At 66.5% G+C, this 17,107-nt stretch carries 17 protein-coding genes; 7 read left to right on the plus strand and 10 right to left on the minus strand.

Features of this window, described 5'->3' with window-relative positions; translation table 11 throughout:
* Window positions 1-4 precede the first annotated feature (4 nt).
* The gene (locus tag N2604_RS17630; RefSeq protein ID WP_260375883.1) at window positions 5-1,372 is read right to left on the minus strand and encodes an amidase; all 1,368 of its coding nucleotides are present in this window, start codon (window positions 1,370-1,372) and stop codon (window positions 5-7) included.
* Window positions 1,353-2,549 (minus strand): MFS transporter, encoded by a 1,197-nt coding sequence (locus N2604_RS17635; protein WP_260375884.1) that lies wholly within the window; start codon window positions 2,547-2,549, stop codon window positions 1,353-1,355. The genes N2604_RS17630 and N2604_RS17635 overlap by 20 nt, the downstream gene beginning before the upstream one ends.
* Before the next feature lie 26 nt (window positions 2,550-2,575).
* On the opposite strand from N2604_RS17635, the gene N2604_RS17640 reads away from it, so the two are divergent.
* Window positions 2,576-2,911: a hydroxyisourate hydrolase gene (locus tag N2604_RS17640; RefSeq protein WP_260375885.1), complete on the plus strand. Its 336-nt coding sequence runs from the start codon at window positions 2,576-2,578 to the stop codon at window positions 2,909-2,911.
* Here the strand turns inward: N2604_RS17640 and N2604_RS17645 are convergent, their stop codons facing one another.
* From N2604_RS17645 to N2604_RS17660, 4 genes are read right to left on the minus strand one after another with little or no spacing between them, the layout of a single operon-like run.
* Window positions 2,912-3,727, minus strand: a complete 816-nt coding sequence (locus N2604_RS17645; protein WP_260375886.1) for an ABC transporter permease — start codon at window positions 3,725-3,727, stop codon at window positions 2,912-2,914. It abuts the gene before it with no gap.
* Window positions 3,727-4,590, minus strand: coding sequence for an ABC transporter permease (locus N2604_RS17650; RefSeq protein WP_260375887.1), 864 nt, complete (start codon window positions 4,588-4,590; stop codon window positions 3,727-3,729). Before N2604_RS17650 ends, N2604_RS17645 begins: the two co-directional genes overlap by 1 nt.
* Window positions 4,591-4,592: 2 nt before the next feature.
* A complete protein-coding gene (locus tag N2604_RS17655; RefSeq protein WP_260375888.1) occupies window positions 4,593-5,639 on the minus strand; it encodes an ABC transporter substrate-binding protein in 1,047 nt (348 codons plus the stop codon).
* Window positions 5,640-5,669: 30 nt separating this feature from the next.
* Entirely contained in the window at window positions 5,670-6,764 is a 1,095-nt protein-coding gene (locus N2604_RS17660) for an ABC transporter ATP-binding protein (protein ID WP_172784487.1), read from the minus strand.
* Window positions 6,765-6,852: 88 nt separating this feature from the next.
* Here N2604_RS17660 and N2604_RS17665 point away from each other — a divergent pair, with 88 nt between their 5' ends.
* Window positions 6,853-8,241 (plus strand): amidase, encoded by a 1,389-nt coding sequence (locus N2604_RS17665; RefSeq protein WP_260375889.1) that lies wholly within the window; start codon window positions 6,853-6,855, stop codon window positions 8,239-8,241.
* Here the strand turns inward: N2604_RS17665 and N2604_RS17670 are convergent, their stop codons facing one another.
* Together N2604_RS17670 and N2604_RS17675 are read right to left on the minus strand one after the other, a co-directional pair.
* Window positions 8,242-8,991: an aspartate/glutamate racemase family protein gene (locus tag N2604_RS17670; protein WP_260375890.1), complete on the minus strand. Its 750-nt coding sequence runs from the start codon at window positions 8,989-8,991 to the stop codon at window positions 8,242-8,244.
* A gap of 2 nt (window positions 8,992-8,993) precedes the next feature.
* A complete protein-coding gene (locus N2604_RS17675) occupies window positions 8,994-9,704 on the minus strand; it encodes a GntR family transcriptional regulator (RefSeq protein WP_260375891.1) in 711 nt (236 codons plus the stop codon).
* Between the two features lie 198 nt (window positions 9,705-9,902).
* Here N2604_RS17675 and N2604_RS17680 point away from each other — a divergent pair, with 198 nt between their 5' ends.
* From N2604_RS17680 to hydA, 5 genes are read left to right on the plus strand one after another with little or no spacing between them, the layout of a single operon-like run.
* Window positions 9,903-10,907, plus strand: coding sequence for an ABC transporter substrate-binding protein (locus N2604_RS17680; protein ID WP_260375892.1), 1,005 nt, complete (start codon window positions 9,903-9,905; stop codon window positions 10,905-10,907).
* Window positions 10,891-11,742: an ABC transporter permease gene (locus tag N2604_RS17685; RefSeq protein ID WP_260375893.1), complete on the plus strand. Its 852-nt coding sequence runs from the start codon at window positions 10,891-10,893 to the stop codon at window positions 11,740-11,742. The genes N2604_RS17680 and N2604_RS17685 overlap by 17 nt, the downstream gene beginning before the upstream one ends.
* Window positions 11,742-12,518 carry an ABC transporter ATP-binding protein gene (locus N2604_RS17690; RefSeq protein WP_260375894.1) on the plus strand — a complete coding sequence of 259 codons (777 nt, stop codon included), beginning with the start codon at window positions 11,742-11,744 and terminating at the stop codon, window positions 12,516-12,518. Before N2604_RS17685 ends, N2604_RS17690 begins: the two co-directional genes overlap by 1 nt.
* Before the next feature lie 10 nt (window positions 12,519-12,528).
* Window positions 12,529-13,260 carry an aspartate/glutamate racemase family protein gene (locus tag N2604_RS17695; protein ID WP_260375896.1) on the plus strand — a complete coding sequence of 244 codons (732 nt, stop codon included), beginning with the start codon at window positions 12,529-12,531 and terminating at the stop codon, window positions 13,258-13,260.
* On the plus strand, window positions 13,221-14,681 hold the full coding sequence (gene hydA / locus N2604_RS17700) for a dihydropyrimidinase (RefSeq protein WP_260375897.1): 1,461 nt from the start codon (window positions 13,221-13,223) through the stop codon (window positions 14,679-14,681). The genes N2604_RS17695 and hydA overlap by 40 nt, the downstream gene beginning before the upstream one ends.
* Before the next feature lie 208 nt (window positions 14,682-14,889).
* On the opposite strand, the gene N2604_RS17705 is transcribed toward hydA, so the two are convergent.
* Together N2604_RS17705 and N2604_RS17710 are read right to left on the minus strand one after the other, a co-directional pair.
* On the minus strand, window positions 14,890-15,516 hold the full coding sequence (locus tag N2604_RS17705; protein WP_260375898.1) for an FMN-dependent NADH-azoreductase: 627 nt from the start codon (window positions 15,514-15,516) through the stop codon (window positions 14,890-14,892).
* A gap of 3 nt (window positions 15,517-15,519) precedes the next feature.
* The gene (locus tag N2604_RS17710) at window positions 15,520-17,094 is read right to left on the minus strand and encodes an isochorismatase family protein (protein ID WP_260375899.1); all 1,575 of its coding nucleotides are present in this window, start codon (window positions 17,092-17,094) and stop codon (window positions 15,520-15,522) included.
* Between the last annotated feature and the right edge of the window lie 13 nt (window positions 17,095-17,107).

The raw sequence follows: 17,107 nt of genomic DNA on the forward strand, positions 1-17,107 counted from the left end.
GGCACTACGCTCGCAAGATCGCTTCGATCTCTTGCGCGGCTGCGAGGAGCGAGCGGTCTTGCCCGCGCGCCGCGATGATCTGAAGGCCGAAGGGAAGCCCGCGCCGATCCGTTCCGCAAGGAATCGAGATCGCCGGCAGGCGGGCATGATTGACGAAGGGCGTGAACACCGCGTGGGCCCGCGGGCTTGCGGGTTTTCCACTGATCATATCAGGGCCGAGCTGCGTCAGCGGCCAGGCGACGCATGGGACGGTCGGCGTCAGCAGCAGGTCGACCTCAGTGAAGAAAGCCGCGAACGCATTGGCGATCGCGGCGCTCGCGAGCAGCGCTGCCGCCACGTCCGCACCCGACCAGGAGAGACCTCGTTCGATCTGCTTGGCGATATCAGGATCGAAGACAGTCGGATCCTTGCGAAAGGTATCGCCATGGAGCGCCGCGAGGCCCGCATGCTGAAGCGGCATGATGGCGTCCTCCGTGGCGCCTGCCGGCCAGACCGGATCGCGTTGTGCGATGCGCAGACCTGCGGCGGAAAGCCGGTCGACGGCGCAGGCGAGGCCATTCGCGACGACGTCGTCGATCGCGACGTCGAGACCAAGGCGCGGCGAGAACGCGAAGCGCTGACTGCCGATGTCATTGGCCTGCTGCGCAACGACGGCAGAATCCGGATCGCGCGGATCGGCGCCGACCATGGCTTCAAACGCCAGCGCGATGTCGGTCGCATCGGATGCGATGGGCGCGATGACGGAGAGGCCGAAGAAGGGTTCAGCGAAACCCGGCCCGTAGGGGATCGCGCCGTAGGACGGCTTGAAGCCGGCGACGCCGACATGGGCCGGCGGCCTGCGGCTGGAGCCACCTGCATCGGTGCCGATCGCGAGCGGCACCAGGCCGGCCGCAACCGCGGCGGCCGGGCCTCCCGATGAGCCGCCGGGCGTCAGCGCGGAATCGAGCGGATGTCGCGTCGGCCCGTATAGCTGCGAGGTCGTGACGCCCTTGCAGGCGAATTCGGAGGTCGCGCCGATGCCGACGACGACGGCACCGGCGTTGCGCAGCCGCTCGATCGCGATGGCATCGCGCGGCGCGATGAAATCGCAGAACAGGCGCGAGCCCTGCGTCACGCGCCAGCCGCCGACCCAGATGTTGTCCTTGACGATGACGGGCACGCCGCCGAGCGGCATGATCTCGCCCATACGCAGGCGGTCATCGACCGCCGCAGCATCCGCCAGCGTGCGCGCAGGATCGATCGTGACGACCGCGTTCAAGGCCCTGGCGGCCTCGATGCGGCCGAGCGCGGCTTTCGCGGTCTCGACCGCATTCGTCCGCCCGGCGCTGACGTCGGCGGCGATCTCGCGCGCGCTATCTGTCCGCTTTGTCATGGCCTCCCCAGATCAACGCCAATGTGCCGCCGAGCGCAAGGCACGCCAGGGCGAAGAAGGCCATGCCGAGGCTGGCCACGCCGTCGAGGATCGACACCAGCGCCGGCGCTGCTAGGAGTCCGGCATAGGACGCGGTCAGCACCGCGCCGGTGGTTTCGCCGATCCGGTCCTGCGGGGCGAGGCGGGCGATCTCGGCGACGAAGACGCCGTTCCAGCCCGACGCCGTCAGTCCGAACAAGGTGGCAATGATGAATTGTCCGCTGCGGCCGAGCGAAGCGCCGTTCAGGCCCAGCAGCGCGGCGCAGAAGGCCATGCCGAGGCCGATGACGACGAGCACGGCGCGCGAGGCGTCCAGGCGCATGGCGACATAGCCCCAGCCGAGCCGGCCGACGAGCCCGCCGGCTTGCGCGCAAGCGAGCGCCATGCCGGCCTCGATATGGCTGAGGCCGAGCTCGCGCGTGCCGAGCGTGACGAAGACCGTGTTGAGCGACACCTGCATCGCGCTGAACGGCATCGAGGCCAGCGCCAGCATCGCGATTCGCCGGTCCGCAATCACCAGCGCCAGCCGCGCGCGGAGATCGAGCTTTGGCGGCGGGGCGACCTTGCCGGCATAGGCCGGCCGCAACCATTCGAACAGCGCGATCGCAAGCAGCGCCAAGGCAGCAACGGCCGCATAGCACCACGCCGGTCCGAACGCGATGGCGATCGCGGGCAGGGCCAGCGAGCCGCAGACGGCGCCGATCTGGTTGCCGGTCTGACGCACCGAGAACACGAAGGCGCGCCGCTCGGCGGTGACGAGCCGCGCCAGCAGCGCCGCGCTCGCCGGCGTCTCCGGGCCCATGGCGAGGCCGATGCAGAGGCCTGCGGCCAGCAGGGCGGCGCTCGTTCCGAGCGACGCCAGTGCCATGCCGACGACGATGGCCGCCGCGCACAGGCTCGCGATCCGCAGCGAACCAACGCGCGCGATGAAGCCGCCGCCCCAGAACGAGGCGGGGATACCGACCGCGAACACGGCGCAGGAAAACAGCGAGAGCTGCCAGACCTCGATATGGGCGCGCGGGGCGACCACGCCGGGCGCGAACAAGGCCAGCGCGACCAGGGCCTGCAGTGCGGTCATGGCACCCAGCGCCGGCAGCAATGCCGATGCTGGCCGAGCGGCCGTGTTTCCGTCTACCATGGCGGCGTGCTCATGGGAGGAACATTGTGGCAGGCGGTATTTCCATTCACGCGGTCGATGTCGCGAGCGGGCGCCCGGCGCAGGGGCTGCGCGTCGAGATCTGGCGGATCGATCCGGAGTCCCAGCGCATCGCCGACGGGCGGCTCGGCGCCAACGGCGTGCTCGATCATGCCGTTGCGCAAGGCGCAGGCGTCACGGCAGGCGAGTACGAGGTGCTGTTTCATCTCGGCGAGTTCTTTGGCGAGCGCGACGGCTTCCTCAGCGTGACGCCGTTCCGCTTTCGCATCAAGAACGTTGACGAGCATTTTCATCTGCCGCTGAAATTCACGCGCTGGGGCTATTCGCTGTTCCGCGGCGCCTGATCAGTTGGTCAGCCGCCGCGACAGGCCGGTGACGCGCTCCATCACCGCGACCAGCGCGACGGTGGCGATGATCAGCACGCCAGACAGCGCGGCGATGGTGACATCCAGCTTGCCTTCCAGATCCTGCCACATCCGGATCGGCAGCATGTCGGTGGCGGCATCGCGCAGGAACAGCGACACCGGCACGTTGTCGAAGGACGACATGAAGGCGATGAAAGCGCCCGCAATGATGCCCGGCCGGATCAGCGGCAGCACGATGCGGCGAAACGTGTAGAGGCGGCTCGCGCCGAGCACGGCCGAGCTTTCGAGCAGGGTCGGCTCGAGCTGGGCCAGCGCTGCGACCGTGTTGCGCACGACATAGGGCACGCAGACCACGGTGTGGCCGATCACCAGCGTCAGCGGCGACACCGGCAGGCCGACCAGCGAGAACAGCATCAGGGCGGCGAGGCCGAAGGCCAGCGCCGGGAGCACCAGCGGCGACATGAACAGGGAATCGAGCAGACGTGCCGACAGCGCCCGCGACCGCGAGATCGCGAGCGCGGCAGCGACGCCGAGGGCGACGGACAGGCCGGTCGCCCACAGCGCCACGATCAGGCTGTTCTTGGCGGCGAAATGCAGCTGCCAGGCATTCCACAGCTCGACGTACCAGCGCAGCGAATAGCCGGGCGGCGGGAAGCGCAGCGAGAAGCCGCTGGTGAAGGAGACGATCAGCACCACGAGCGAGGGGGCAATGATGACAACAAGCGCGATCACCGCGATTACGGTCATCACGAGCTCGAAGCTGATCGCCTCGAGCGTGCGCTTGCGGCCGCTCATCATGCGCCTCCATAGCCGCGCGACATGCGGCCCAGCGTGGTGAAGAGCGAGACGACCGCGAGCACGGCGAGCAGGAAGATGATCGAGATCGCGGCTGCAAACGGCCAGTTCTGCAGCGTCGAGGCCTGCTGATAGAGATACATCGGCATGAACAGCATCTGCCCGCCGCCGACCAGCGACTGGGTGATGAAGGCGGTGATCGCCGCGGCATAGGTCAGCGTGCAGCCGGCGATGACGCCGGGCAGCGACAGTGGCAGCACGACCCGGAAGAAGGTGCGCCAGCTTCCGGCGCCGAGCGAGCAGGAGGCATCGTCGAGATTGGGATCGATGCGGCCGAGCGCGGTGATCAGCGGCAGCGTCATCAAGGGCATCTGCACCTGTGCCAGCGCGATCACCACGCCGAACTGTGTGTAGAGCAGTTTCAGCGGAGTATCGATCAGGCCGAGCGATTGCAGCGTCGCGTTGATGATGCCCTGGCGCCCGAGGATGACGATCCAGGCGAAGGTGCGGACCACGACGCTGGTCAGAAGCGGCAGCAGCACGATCAGGATGATGACGGTCTGAAGCTTTGGCCCGACCCGCTGATACAGCCAGGCGATGGGAAAGCCGAGCACGAGGCAGACGGCCGTCACCTCGGCGCCCAGCAGCAGCGTCGAGCCGAGCACGCCGAGGCTGAAGGGATCGGTGAGGAAGTGCAGGTATTGGCCGAGCCCCCAATGGAGCCCGGCCGTGTCGTTGTGCAGCGAGAGCCAGAACAATTGCAGCAGCGGCGCGACGAAGAAGACCAGGAAGAACAGCGCCAGCGGCGCTGCCAATCCCATTCCGTAGGACGTCACGTCCCGTGCTGCCGGCGCTGCGCCCATGGTTAGATCTTGATCTCGCGGTTGAAGCGCTCGATCCAGGCCGAGCGCTGCTCGTTGATCTTCTTCCAGTCCTGGAACACGAACTTCTTCTTCAGCTCGGCGGTGTCCTTGGCCAGCACGCGCGCGATCTCGCCGCCCATCGTCACCTTGGAATTGGTCGGCACGATCAGATAGGGCGGGTTCATCAGCGTGGTCTGCACCTCCGGCATCAGCGCCGCCTCGATCAGCTTGAAGGCGAGCTCGCGGTTCGGCGAGTTCTTGACGATGTGGATCGTGGTCTTGAAGGCGATGGCGCCTTCCTTCGGGGCCACGAACTCGACCGGCACGCCGCGCGCTTTCAGGATCTGGATGGCGTTGAAATTGCCGGGCGAGATATCGATCTGGCCCTGCTGGAACAGGGTGGCGAGCGCGCCGGGATTGGCGGCGACCGCGGCGAGGTTGGGCTTGAGCTCCTCCAGCGCCTTGAAGCCGGGATCGACATTGGCCTCCGAGCCGCCGCGCATCTTGGCGATTTCGACCAGCCAGCCGGTGCCGAGCGTCGAGTTGAGGTTGGTGATGCCGACGCGGCCCTTGAATTCCGGCTTCCAGAGATCGGCCCACGACGTCGGCGGCGTCTTGACCGCTTCCGGATTGTAGGTGAGCCCGACGACCTGGAAGAACGGGGCGGGGCCCATCGGCTCCTGTGCCTCGGCGATCAGGTCCTTGTAATAGGCGCTCTTCTCGACCGGATAGGGCTCGACCAGGTCCTGGCCGACGGCGACGAGGGCGGGGCCTGGATCGTGCAGCATGACGTCGATCGGCGGATTGGCCTTGGCTGCGTTGACCTTGGCGATCTGGTCGACAGAGAGCATGGGATCGAGCACCATCGCGGCGTCCGCATTGGCTTTGCGGAACGCCGGCACCAGCACGGCCTTGTGGGCTTCCTCCCAGCTGCCGGTGAAGGTCGCAAACACCAGCGGGCGCGCCTGGGCGTAGCTCAGGCCTGGAAACGCCTTCATGGCTCCGAGCGTGAGCGCCGTGGTCAGCAGGCTTCTGCGGTTCATGATCATATCAAACTCCCCTCTGGACAAAGACTGGATCTAAAGCGTTGCGGGAAAGGCGTTGGCGAGCGATGGGGCGAGCGGCGCGAGGCGCACCGCCGCGCCGTTCTCAAGGGCGCGCGTCTCGCCGATGCGCGCCTGAGAAACCTTGACGCCGGAGCCGTCGGCAGTGGTGACCTCGTGCACGACGGTTGCGCCCAGCGGCAGCGACATGCCGACGACGCCGGCAAAGCCGGTCTCGTCGCCGACGAATTGCAGATGCTCAGGGCGGATGCAGACGGTGACGCGGCCGCCCTCGCTGAGCGCACCGCCTGCGGGTCGTGCGATGATCTCCGCGCCAGCGTCGAGGCGCACCTTCGCCGCTGTGCGGTCCGCCGAGACCACGACACCGGGCATGCGGTTGGTGGAGCCGACGAAGGTGTTGACGAACAGCGTCTGCGGACGGTCGTAGACGTCCGATGGCGAGCCGAACTGCTCGAGCTTGCCATGGCTCAGCACGGCGACACGATCGGCCATCGACAGCGCTTCTTCCTGGTCGTGCGTGACGATCAGCGTCGTGATGCCGGAGACACGCTGCAGCCGCTTGACCTCGATCTGCATGTCCAGCCGCAAATTCTTGTCGAGCGCGGCAAAGGGCTCGTCGAGCAGCAGGATCGACGGCTTGATCGCGAGCGCGCGGGCGAGCGCAACGCGCTGCTGCTGGCCGCCGGAGAGCTGCCGCGGCAGCCGTTCGGCCATAGCCGGCAGCTGTACCAGCTCCAGCAGGCGCTGTGCCTCGCGCTGGCGTGTCGCCTTGTCGATGCCGCGGGCGGCGAGGCCGTAGGCGACATTCTCGCTGATCGACAGGTGCGGGAACAGCGCGTAATTCTGGAACACGATGCCGACTGCGCGCTTGTTCGGCGGCAACGCATCGACGATGTCATCGCCGATGATGATCCTCCCTTGCGTCTGCGCGATGAAGCCGGCGATGATGCGCAGCAGCGTTGTCTTGCCGCAGCCGGACGGGCCGAGCAGGGCGATGATCTCGCCGCCCTTGATGTCGAGATTGATGTTCTCGACCGCGAGCGCGCCACTCGGATACCGGTGGGTGACCGCATCGACGACGAGCGATCGGCCGCTTGGCGCATCAGCCATGGTGTTGCCTCCCGTTGCCCCAGAGGAGAAAGCAAGTCTCGTGCCCGCGCCTGTCGCTTTTCGCTGAGCGTTTTGGCATGGTGGCCCGATGACATCGGATCGATCGATTTGCGACCTCACGGCCACCGAGCTTGCCCGCGCCGTTGCGAGGGGCGAAGTGTCCTCGCGAGAGGCCGTCGAAGCGCATCTGGCGCGAATTGCCAGTCTCGATCGGCAATTGGCGGCATTCGTGACGGTGGATGCGGACGGCGCCCGCCGCGCAGCGCAGATGTGCGATGCGGCCTCTGCGCCGATCGGCCCGCTGCACGGCGTGCCCATCGCGATCAAGGACCTCACCGACACTGCGCGACTGGCGACGACTTACGGATCGGTGCTGTTCCGCGATCACGTCCCGGCCGAGGACGATCTCGTGGTCGCGCGGCTGCGGCGCGCCGGGGCGATCATTCTGGGCAAGACCAACACGCCGGAGTTCGGCTTCGGCGCGGTCTGCACCAACAGATTGTGCGGGCCGACACGCAATCCGTTCGATCCCGCGCTGACCTCGGGCGGATCCTCCGGCGGCTCTGCCGTCGCGGTCGCATCCGGCATGGTGCCGCTGGCGCATGGCACCGATTTCGGCGGCTCCGCGCGCACGCCCGCCAGCTTCTGCGGCGTCGCCTCGATCCGGCCGACACCCGGCCGAATTGCATCGCCGCGCCGGCCGCTCGGCTGGGACATGCTGGCGACCCACGGCTTCCTCGCCCGCGGTGTCGATGATCTCGAACTCGCGTTGTCGGTCTGCGCCGGAGGCGATGCGAATGATCCGCTCTCGCTCGGCAGCGCCGGTGATGATCCACCTATCGCCGACCGTGTCCGGATTGCGGTCACGCCCGAGTTCGGCGTGGCGCCCGTTGCGCGCGAGGTTCGCGTGCGCTTCGCTGCGGCGTGCGAGGCATTCGCGCGTGTTGCCGATGTCGTGCCATCCTCGCCCGACTGCGGCGGGTCGATCGAAGCCTTCCGCACCTTGCGCGCCGCGCACATCGCCAGCGCTTACGGCGAGTTGCTGAGGACGCGCCGCGCCGAGCTCACGCCGACGGTGATCTGGAATATCGAGGCCGGCGCAAACCTGTCCGCGCAGGATTACCTCAATGCCGAGCGCCGTCGCACGACGATCTACCGCAGCTTCCGCGAGCTGTTCGCTCGCGCCGATGTCCTTGTCGCGCCGGCCGCGTCCGTCTTGCCCTGGCCGAATGAAATCGCCGACGTCACTGCCATCGACGGGGCCGCGCTGGAGACGCCGATCGACTATCTCGCCGTCACCTTCATCGTGTCGCTGGTCGGTTTCCCGGTGTTGACCCTGCCGGTGCCGCGCGGCGAGAATGAGCTGCCCTTCGGCATCCAGATCATCGCGCCGCCAGGATGCGAATCCCGCTTGTTTGCCTTCGGCCGCGTGCTCGAGAACGAACTGGGTTTTTCGCATCGCCGGCCGTCGCTCTGATCAGCTGTCGCGATGCTCGAGCCGGGCGGCGAGCGCATCGGCAAGGCCCATGGTCGGTTTTGCGGCGGGGCGGCGGAACGTGCCCGCTATTGCCTTGCGCAGGCGTAGCGCATGTAGCGCCTCGGCTTGCTTCACTGAAGCTATGACCTGATCAACCACGGGGACGGGGATCCGGTCGGCGACGCGCTCGGCAAGGCCCGAGAGCGGGGCGCCGGCAAAGATCAGCACGTCGGCCTCGTCCTCGACGATGGCGCGCCCGGCGAGCTCGACCAGCATGTCTTCCTTCTCGGTGCCGACCTCGGAGATCGCCTGAAACGGCGTATCGAGCATGCGGATGCCGGCGCAGCGCTCCCACAGCCCGTGGGCGCGGACGCATTCCTCGTACCAGGGCCCCAGCGCCTGGGCGAAGGTGACGATGGCAAAGCGGCGTCCGGCCATGCAGGCGGTCAGCATCGCAGCTTCCGCCATGCCGACCACGGGAATGTCGAAGGTCTCGCGCGCGGCGAACAGGCCGGGATCGCCGAACGCCGCGATGATCGCGGCGTCGACCTTCTTGTGCTGGTCGGCCAGCATCTCCAGCGCAATGGCGCCGCCGATCTGCGCCTCGGTGCGGGTGGCGATATAAGGCACGCCGCGGGTCGCGGTGCACGGGACCAGCTCGGTGCCTTCTGAGGCGGCGCGCTGCCCGACCCTCAGCATCAGCTGCGTGACCTCGGTGCTGGTGTTGGGGTTGAGCAGGAGCAGCTTCATGATCATGCCGCCGGTCGCTTGGCCTGAGAGGCGGCGAGGACTTCCAGCAGCGCCGTGCCGGTCCGCGCGACGTGCGCGCCGAGCAGGCGGCCGGCCGCTTCGCCGTCGCGCGCTTCGAGGGCGGTGAGGATGTCGGCGTGCTCATCGACCGAATTGCTCCAGCGCCTGTCGGCGCCGAGCGCGAGATAGCGCGCGCGTTCGGCGCGGGAGATCAGCGTCTCGTGCGCCTCGCGCAGCGGCGTGTTGCGCGCCATGCGGACGATGGTGTTGTGGATCTCGCCATTGATGGCGAAATAATCGTCGAGCTTGCCGTTGCGGTGATGACCTTCCATCCGGGTCTGGAGCGTGCGCAGGCGGGCGAGATCGCGCTCGGTGGCGCGCTCCGCGGCGAGCTCGGCGGCGAGCCGCTCGATGCCGGCGAGCGCCTCGAACAATTCCGAGATGCCGTCGACCGCGATATCGGCAATGCGCGGGCTGCGATTGGGACGCAGCTCGATCAATCCTTCCGCCGCCAGCACCTTCATCGCCTCGCGCAAGGGGGTGCGCGACACGCCGAGCTCCTTCGACAGCTTGGTCTCCTGGGTCTGCGAGCCCGGCGGCAGCTCGCCGCGAATGATCATCGTCCGCATCCGCGCGGCGGCGCGCTCGTGCAGGCCCATCCGCTTGAGTTTGGGCGACTTTCGTCCCTTTGGCGCTTCCGATTTTGGCTGCACGCGTGCCTCACTTCTCACCTTGATCTTAGCCGTTTCCGGCCCTTTGGCTTGCCCAAAATACCGACGTAAACAGCTGAAAACAATGGCATAGCGCGCAAATTGTATGCAGTATGCAAAAACCGGATTGCGCTGCGGCGAAGGCCGGCGGATGATCGTTCCCGACGCGCGGGATGCCGCGGTTTCGAAACGGAGTGAGCAATGCGGACTGGTTTGCGACTGGGCCTCGTGGTGATGGCGGTGGTGCTTGGCGGAAGCGGGATCGCTTTGGCGCAGACCGCGAAGATCAAGCTCGGCTACGCCAAATGCGCGCACTGCCTGCCGATGTCGCTCATCCCCGGCATCGCGAAGAACGTCGAGGTCGAGGCCACCGGCTTCAATTCGGGCAATGACGTGCTCACTGCGCTGGTGTCGAAGAGCATCGACGTCGCGCAGGTGACTTATCTCCACTACATCACCGCGCTCGACAAAGGTTTCGACGTCGTTGCCGTCTCCGGACAGATCAACGGCGGGTCGGAATGTCTCTCCTCCGCGAAGCTGAGTCTTCCGCCTGAGGACTGGGCCACGTTCAAGGCGACCGTTGCGAAGGCGAAGAGCGACGGTCAGCCGCTCAAGGTCGCGGCCTCCCGCGGCAATGCACAGGACATCCACATGCGCGGCGCGTTCCTCAAGCAGGGCGTCGATCCCAACAAGGACATCCAGTTCATCAACATCCCCAATCCGTCCGACCATCTCGCAGCGCTCCAGCGCGGCGAGGTCGACATGATCTGCTCGGTCGAGCCGTTCGCCTCGCAGATCCGCCTCGCCGGCGCCGGCAAGCATTTCGTGCTGCCGTACGAGCAGGCCGCGGGTAACCTCACCAATCTGATCGTGACCCGTTCCGACGTGATCGCGAGCCAGCGCGCGGGCGTCCAGGGCGTCGTCAGCGCCGTGGTCGAGCTCGACAACAAACTGATCGCCGACAAGGGGCCGTGGATCGAAGTCATCAACAAGCTCACCGGTCTCGACAAGAACGTGGCGACCGAAGCGCTGAAGAATGCCTCGCCCGATCCCGCGATCCATCGCTCGCAGACGCTGGCGATCGCCGCGATGATGCGCGATCTCAAATACATCTCGAAGGACGTCTCCGCGGATGCGGAGAAGAACATGGACTATTCGTTCCTGGAGAAGGCCACCGGAAAAGCCAAGAATGACCTCGGTTACTGACGTCTCGACCGCCAGGCCGGCATTTCGGCTGACGCGGGCATTTGGGGGGATCGAACGCCTGGTCGTGCCCGCGCTGCTGGTCGCCGGCTGGGAGGCCTTTGCCCGCAGCGGCATGCTGCCGCCGGCGCTGCTGCCGGCGCCGAGCGCGGTGCTGCATGCGCTCGGCGACTGGGTGTTCGGTTTTGATGAGACCACGCAGACCTATTCCGGGCACTGGCTGCGCGATGCACTCGCCAGCGCGCTGCGCGTGTTCGGCGGTTTTGCGCTCGCAAGCCTCCTTGGCATCCTCGCCGGCGTCGCGATCGGCTGGTCGCGCCTGTTCGAGAAGACGCTGGAGCCGACGCTGCAGATGCTGCGGCCGATCCCGCCGGTGTCCTGGATTCCGCTCGCCATCATCTGGTTCGGCATCGCCGACAAGCCGGCGATCTTCCTCGTCTTCCTCGGCGCCTTCTTTCCCGTGCTGATGAACAGCATCCATGGCGTGAAGACCGTGGACCACAATCTGGTGCGCGCCGGCGCGATGATGGGTGCCAATGGCCGGCAGATGCTGACCGACATCGTGCTCCCGGCTGCGCTGCCCTCGATCTTCGCGGGGCTTCGCATCGCGGTCGGCTCGGCCTGGATGCTGACGGTCACGGCGGAGATGGTCGCGGTGAAGAGCGGCCTCGGCTACGTGCTTTGGGATTCCTATTACTTCCTGCGCTACGACATCGTGCTGGCCGCGATGATCTCGATCGGGCTGCTCGGCTATCTCTCCGACCTCGGTCTCAAGGCGATCATGGCGCGCGCGCTGCGCTGGCAGCAGACCACCACCGTGCAGGGCAGGGCGAGCTGATGGCGGCAATCGAGCTTCGCAACATCGTCAAGGTGTTTTCCGACAAGCGGCGCGGCCGCGACCTCCTGACGCTGGACAACATCAATCTCGACATCGAGGCCAATGATTTCGTCTGCCTGCTCGGCCCGTCCGGCTGCGGCAAGTCGACCTTACTCAACATCATCGCCGGCTTCGAGCAGGCGACGAGTGGGCGCACGTTGGTGGACGGCAAGCAGGTGGAGCGGCCGGGCTCGGACCGCGGTGTGGTGTTCCAGCAGCCGACCCTGATGCCGTGGCTGACGGCGATCGACAACATCGCCTTCCACCTCAAGCTCAAGGGCGTCGCCAAGGCCGAGCGCTACGACCGCGCCATGGAGTTCATCGACCTCGTCGGCTTGCGCGGCTTCGAGCACCATCATCCCTCCGAAATGTCCGGCGGCATGAACCAGCGCGTCGGCATCGCCCGCGCGCTGCTGATGAACCCGAGCGTGATCCTGATGGACGAGCCGTTCGCGGCGCTCGACGCCCAGACCAAGCTCGAAATGCAGGAAGAGCTGGTCGCGATCTGGCAGAAGCGCCGCTGCACCATCGTGTTCGTCACCCACAGCGTCGACGAGGCGCTGGTGCTCGGCAACAAGATTGTGGTGATGACCAGGCGGCCGGGCCGGATCCGCGACGCCGTCAACTTCGACCTGCCGCGCCCGCGCGACATCACCAGCCCCGAATTCAACGACGCCAAGCGCCACATCCTGGCTTTGATCCGGGAGGAGTCGACGCGGCTTGCGCAGGCGTCGTAAGGTTAAGGCCATGCGCAAACGCCTCGGCATGATCGCGCCGTCCTCCAACTCGGTGCTGGAGCCCGTCACCAGCGCCATGCTGGCCGGTATCTTCGGCATCACCGCACATTTTTCGCGCTTCCGCGTCACCGAGATCGCGCTCGATGCCGCAGCGCTGAGCCAGTTCGATGCCTCGGTGATGTTGCCGGCGGCGGATCTGCTGGCGGATGCCAAGGTCGACGCGATCGCCTGGAACGGCACGTCCGCAAGCTGGCTCGGCATCGGCCGCGACCGCAGCCTGTGCGAGGCGATCACGGCCCGCACAAATGTGCCGGCAACGACATCGACCCTAGCCTGCATCGATGCCGCCCGCGCGCTCGGCGCGAGGCGCGTCGGCCTGGTCTCGCCCTATACCGGCGACGTCCAGCGGCGCATTGCCCACGTCTGGGCCGAGGAGGGGATCACCCCGCATGCCGAGCGGCATCTCGGCTTGCGCGACAACTTTTCCTTCGGCGAGGTCGCGCCGGCGACGATCGCGGACATGATCCGGGCGGTGGCGGCGGAGGGGGCTGACGCGGTCGTCATCCTCTGCACCAATCTCGATGGTGCGGCGCTTGCGGCCACGCTGGAGCGGGAGCTGGACATCGCCGTGCTCGACTCGGTCGCGGTCACATTGTGGCGGACCCTCGGCCTCGCCGGCGGCGATGTGGCGGCCCTTGCGCAATGGGGGCGGATCTTCCAGACAATGCCAGACATCAAGTGACGGAGACGCAAGTGACGCAGCTCGACCTCGCCATCCGCGGCGGCACCATCGTGACGGCCAGCGACGAGTTTCGCGCCGATATCGGCATTCGCGGCGGCCGCATCGTCAGCATCGCCGATAGCATCGAGGGCGCGGCCCGCGAGATCGATGCGACGGGCCTATTGGCGCTGCCGGGCGGCATCGACAGCCACGTCCATATCTCGCAGCCCTCGGGCCCCGACGTGGTGATGGCCGACGACTTCGCCTCGGCGACGCGCGCAGCCGCAGCCGGCGGCAACACCATGGTGCTGCCCTTCGCGTTGCAGGAGAAGGGCACCTCGCTGCGCAGCTGTGTCGAGAACTATCGCAAGCTCGCCGAAGGTGAGTGCTACATCGACACCGCGTTCCATCTCATCATCTCCGATCCGACTGCCGTGGTGCTCGGGCAGGAGCTGCCGGCTCTGGTCAAGGACGGCTACACCTCGTTCAAGGTGTTCATGACCTATGACGACCTCGTGCTCAGCGACAAGCAGCTGCTCGAAGTGTTCGACGTCGCGCGCCGCGAGGAGGCGCTGGTCATGGTCCATTGCGAGGGCTACGATGCCATCCGCTTCCTCACCAGCAAGCTGGAGCGCGAAGGTCATATCGCGCCATACTATCACGGCACCTCGCGGCCGCAGGCGGTCGAGCGCGAGGCGACGCACCGTGCCATCAGCCATGCCGAGGTGATCGGCGTTCCCATCATGATCGTGCACGTCTCCGGACGCGAGGCGATGGAGCAGGTGCGCTGGGCGCAGCAGCGCGGCCTGCCTGTTCATGCCGAGACCTGCCCGCAATACATCACGCTGACGGCCGACGACATGAAGGGCCTCAACATGGATATCACGGGATCGAAATATGTCTGCTCGCCGCCGCCGCGCGATGTCGAGAGCCAGCAGGCGATCTGGGAAGGCATCACGTCGGGCGTGTTCCAGACCTTCTCGTCCGATCACTGCCCTTTCCGCTACGACGATCCCAAGGGCAAGCTGACGCCGAACGCCCGCACCTCGTTCCGCTGGGTGCCCAACGGCATTCCCGGCGTCGAGACGCGGCTGCCGATTCTGTTCTCCGAAGGCGTTTCGAAGGGACGCATCACCCTGCAGAAGTTCGTCGAGCTGACCGCGACCAACCACGCGCGGATCTACGGTCTCTATCCGCGCAAGGGCTCGATCGGCGTCGGTTTCGATGCCGATATCGTTCTCTGGGATCCCAAATTGAAGAAGCCGATCCGGCAGGCCGATCTGCATCACGGCTCGGATTACACGCCCTGGGAAGGTTTCGAGGTCACGGGATGGCCGGTGACGACAATCGCCAGGGGACAGGTGGTCGTCAGCCAGGGCCGGATCATCGGCACCAAAGGCGCAGGCCAGGTGTTGAGCCGGGGCAAGTCGAGCCTGATCTGATCCGGCTCGACACGGTGCCATCGCGCTCTAAAGCGCGATGAGATCAGGATTGATGGCTGCGACGACGGTGGTGGGCCCCCTCTCCCGCTTGCGGGAGAGGGTTGGGGAGAGGGTGCTTCCGCAGTGGGACAATCTCCAAGAGGAGAAAGCCCTCACCCGGCGCTTCGCGCCGACCGGCCCGCGGCAGTCGATTCGACCTCATCGCGCTTCAGAAGGTCGCGGCCATTGCAGCGAGGCGTTGATGGGCCCGTTCACGGGCAGCATCGATCGGCTGCTGCGGCCCGGTGGTTGGGCCGATCAGGATGAAACGGACATTGCTGATCCCGATGAAGCGCAGGATTTCCCGCAAGTAGGGCGTTGCCATATCGATGCGGCCGCGGTTCATGCCGGTGGCAAAATCGCTGCCGCTGGCGATGATCACCAGCGTCGGCCGGTCCTGCAGCAGCGGCAGATATCCTTGCGACGGATCGAACCGAAAGGTGAGGCCGGGCTGGACGATGATGTCGAACCATTGCTTGAGCTTGTAGGGAAGGCCGAAGTTCCACATCGGGGTCGAGATCAGCACGCGATCGGCGAGCGAGAAGCGCAGTGCCATTCGCTCGGCCTCGGCAAAGCTGTCGCGTTGCGCGTCGGTGAAGCCTTGGGCCTTCATGCGCGCATATTTGGCCTCGACGATCGGACCCGTAAATTCCGGCATGCGCTCACGCCAGATGTCCACGACGTCGATGTCCCAATCCGGCCGGGCCTGGCGGAAGCCATCGAGAAAGACACGCGCGCCGGCCGTCGATTCGGACTCGGCGCGGGGCGAGCATGACAGGTGCAGGAGCTTTGCCACAGCTCATCCCAGCGCTCTGATCACGGTGTCGGCCCTGGTCACGACCGCGACGTTCTGCATGGCGAAATTGATCGAAGCGTTGTGCCAATCGGCATTCATGGTCGAGCAGCAATCCTCGGGCACGATCATGAAATAACCCTTGTCGGCGCCGGTGCGCGCGGTGTGCTCGACCGACATGTTGGTCCAAGCGCCGGTGTTGATGATCATGTCGCGGCCGGTCGCTTTCAGGATCGTCTCCAGCCGCGTGCCTTCCCAGGCGCTCATCCGCATCTTCTCGACGACGAAATCGCCGGGCCGGGGCTCGAGGCCTGAAACCGGGGCCGCGCCCCAGCTTCCGCGCACCATCGCCTTGCTGTCGACGAGGCCTTCGAATAGCGGAGCATTCAGGGTGACGCCCGGTGCGCCGGGCTCGACCACGAACCAGACATGGATGATGGCGACGCCGCGGGCGCGTGCGGCTTCAGCCAGGCGCCGCACATTCTCCACGACGTGCTGTTGCTTGGCGTGACCGGGAGCGCCGGACTCGGCGAAAGCGCCGCCGTCCATGATGACGTCGTTCTGGAGATCCTGGATGATCATGGCGCAGCGTTGCGGATCGAGCCGCATCTCGCCTTCGGTCAGAATAGGTGCGGCTGGCGATGAGCTCGGGCTTGTTCCGCCACCAGCGCGCCTGCCGCTCATATAGGGCTCATGCCGCGGGCCGACCCGAGTCGGGATCGCATACACCGAACGCGTCGAGGTGAGATAGAGCGTGCGGAAATCCGGCCCGCCCCAGGCGAGGTTGGCGACGAGCTCGGGCACGCGGACCTTGCCGAGCAGTTCGCCCCGCGGCGAATAGACCCAGACGCCGCCGGGCGCGGTGACCCATACATTACCGTGCTGATCGCACTTCATGCCGTCGGGCAGACCGGGCTCGAGCTCGGACTTGATGCCGCTCGCAAACACCCGCGCATTGGACAGCGAGCCGTCGCTGCTGACGTCGAACACGCGGATCAGGGCTTGCACCGTGTCGTTGACATAGAGCAGCTTCTCGTCCGGCGAGAAGCACAGCCCGTTCGGCTGGTCGAACAAATTGCGCTCGACCACGAGCTTCGGCTCGCCGCCAGGCACGAGGCGGTAGACGCCCTGGAAGCCGAGCTGGCGCGGCCGCTCGACACCATAGACCGGCATGCGGCCATACCAGGGATCGGAGAAATAGATCGCGCCGGATGAATGCACGCAGACGTCGTTCGGGCTGTTGAGTTCCTGGCCGCCGAAATGAGAGGCCAGCACCTCGCGCCGTCCGTCCGGCCGTTCGCGGACCAGCGACGAGGTCGCGTGCTCGCAGACGATCAGGTTAAGGTCGGCGTCATAGGTCATGCCGTTGCATTTGTTCGAGGGGCGTTTGACCTCGACGACGCCGCGCCGCGCATCCCAGCGCCTGCGCACGTCGCCCGGCATGTCCGAGAACAGCAGATAATGATCGACTGGGTGCCAGATCGGCCCTTCCGTGAAGTCGAAGCCGGTGCCGATCTGTGCGACCGGCGCATAGGGGTCGATCAGGCTCTCGAACTCGCTTCGCAACGTCACATGCGTCATCGGTCGATCCTCG

The organism is Bradyrhizobium sp. CB1015, assembly GCF_025200925.1.
Classification (GTDB): domain Bacteria; phylum Pseudomonadota; class Alphaproteobacteria; order Rhizobiales; family Xanthobacteraceae; genus Bradyrhizobium.

Bases quoted from the DNA above. Each gene is read 5' to 3' on its own strand.
- N2604_RS17630 (WP_260375883.1), bottom strand. From the start codon at position 1,372: ATGACAAAGCGGACAGATAGCGCGCGCGAGATCGCCGCCGACGTCAGC.
- N2604_RS17635 (WP_260375884.1), bottom strand. From the start codon at position 2,549: ATGGTAGACGGAAACACGGCCGCTCGGCCAGCATCGGCATTGCTGCCG.
- N2604_RS17645 (WP_260375886.1), bottom strand. From the start codon at position 3,727: ATGAGCGGCCGCAAGCGCACGCTCGAGGCGATCAGCTTCGAGCTCGTG.
- N2604_RS17650 (WP_260375887.1), bottom strand. From the start codon at position 4,590: ATGGGCGCAGCGCCGGCAGCACGGGACGTGACGTCCTACGGAATGGGA.
- N2604_RS17655 (WP_260375888.1), bottom strand. From the start codon at position 5,639: ATGATCATGAACCGCAGAAGCCTGCTGACCACGGCGCTCACGCTCGGA.
- N2604_RS17660 (WP_172784487.1), bottom strand. From the start codon at position 6,764: ATGGCTGATGCGCCAAGCGGCCGATCGCTCGTCGTCGATGCGGTCACC.
- N2604_RS17665 (WP_260375889.1), top strand. From the start codon at position 6,853: ATGACATCGGATCGATCGATTTGCGACCTCACGGCCACCGAGCTTGCC.
- N2604_RS17670 (WP_260375890.1), bottom strand. From the start codon at position 8,991: ATGAAGCTGCTCCTGCTCAACCCCAACACCAGCACCGAGGTCACGCAG.
- N2604_RS17680 (WP_260375892.1), top strand. From the start codon at position 9,903: ATGCGGACTGGTTTGCGACTGGGCCTCGTGGTGATGGCGGTGGTGCTT.
- N2604_RS17685 (WP_260375893.1), top strand. From the start codon at position 10,891: ATGACCTCGGTTACTGACGTCTCGACCGCCAGGCCGGCATTTCGGCTG.
- N2604_RS17690 (WP_260375894.1), top strand. From the start codon at position 11,742: ATGGCGGCAATCGAGCTTCGCAACATCGTCAAGGTGTTTTCCGACAAG.
- N2604_RS17695 (WP_260375896.1), top strand. From the start codon at position 12,529: ATGCGCAAACGCCTCGGCATGATCGCGCCGTCCTCCAACTCGGTGCTG.
- hydA (WP_260375897.1), top strand. From the start codon at position 13,221: ATGGGGGCGGATCTTCCAGACAATGCCAGACATCAAGTGACGGAGACG.
- N2604_RS17710 (WP_260375899.1), bottom strand. From the start codon at position 17,094: ATGACGCATGTGACGTTGCGAAGCGAGTTCGAGAGCCTGATCGACCCC.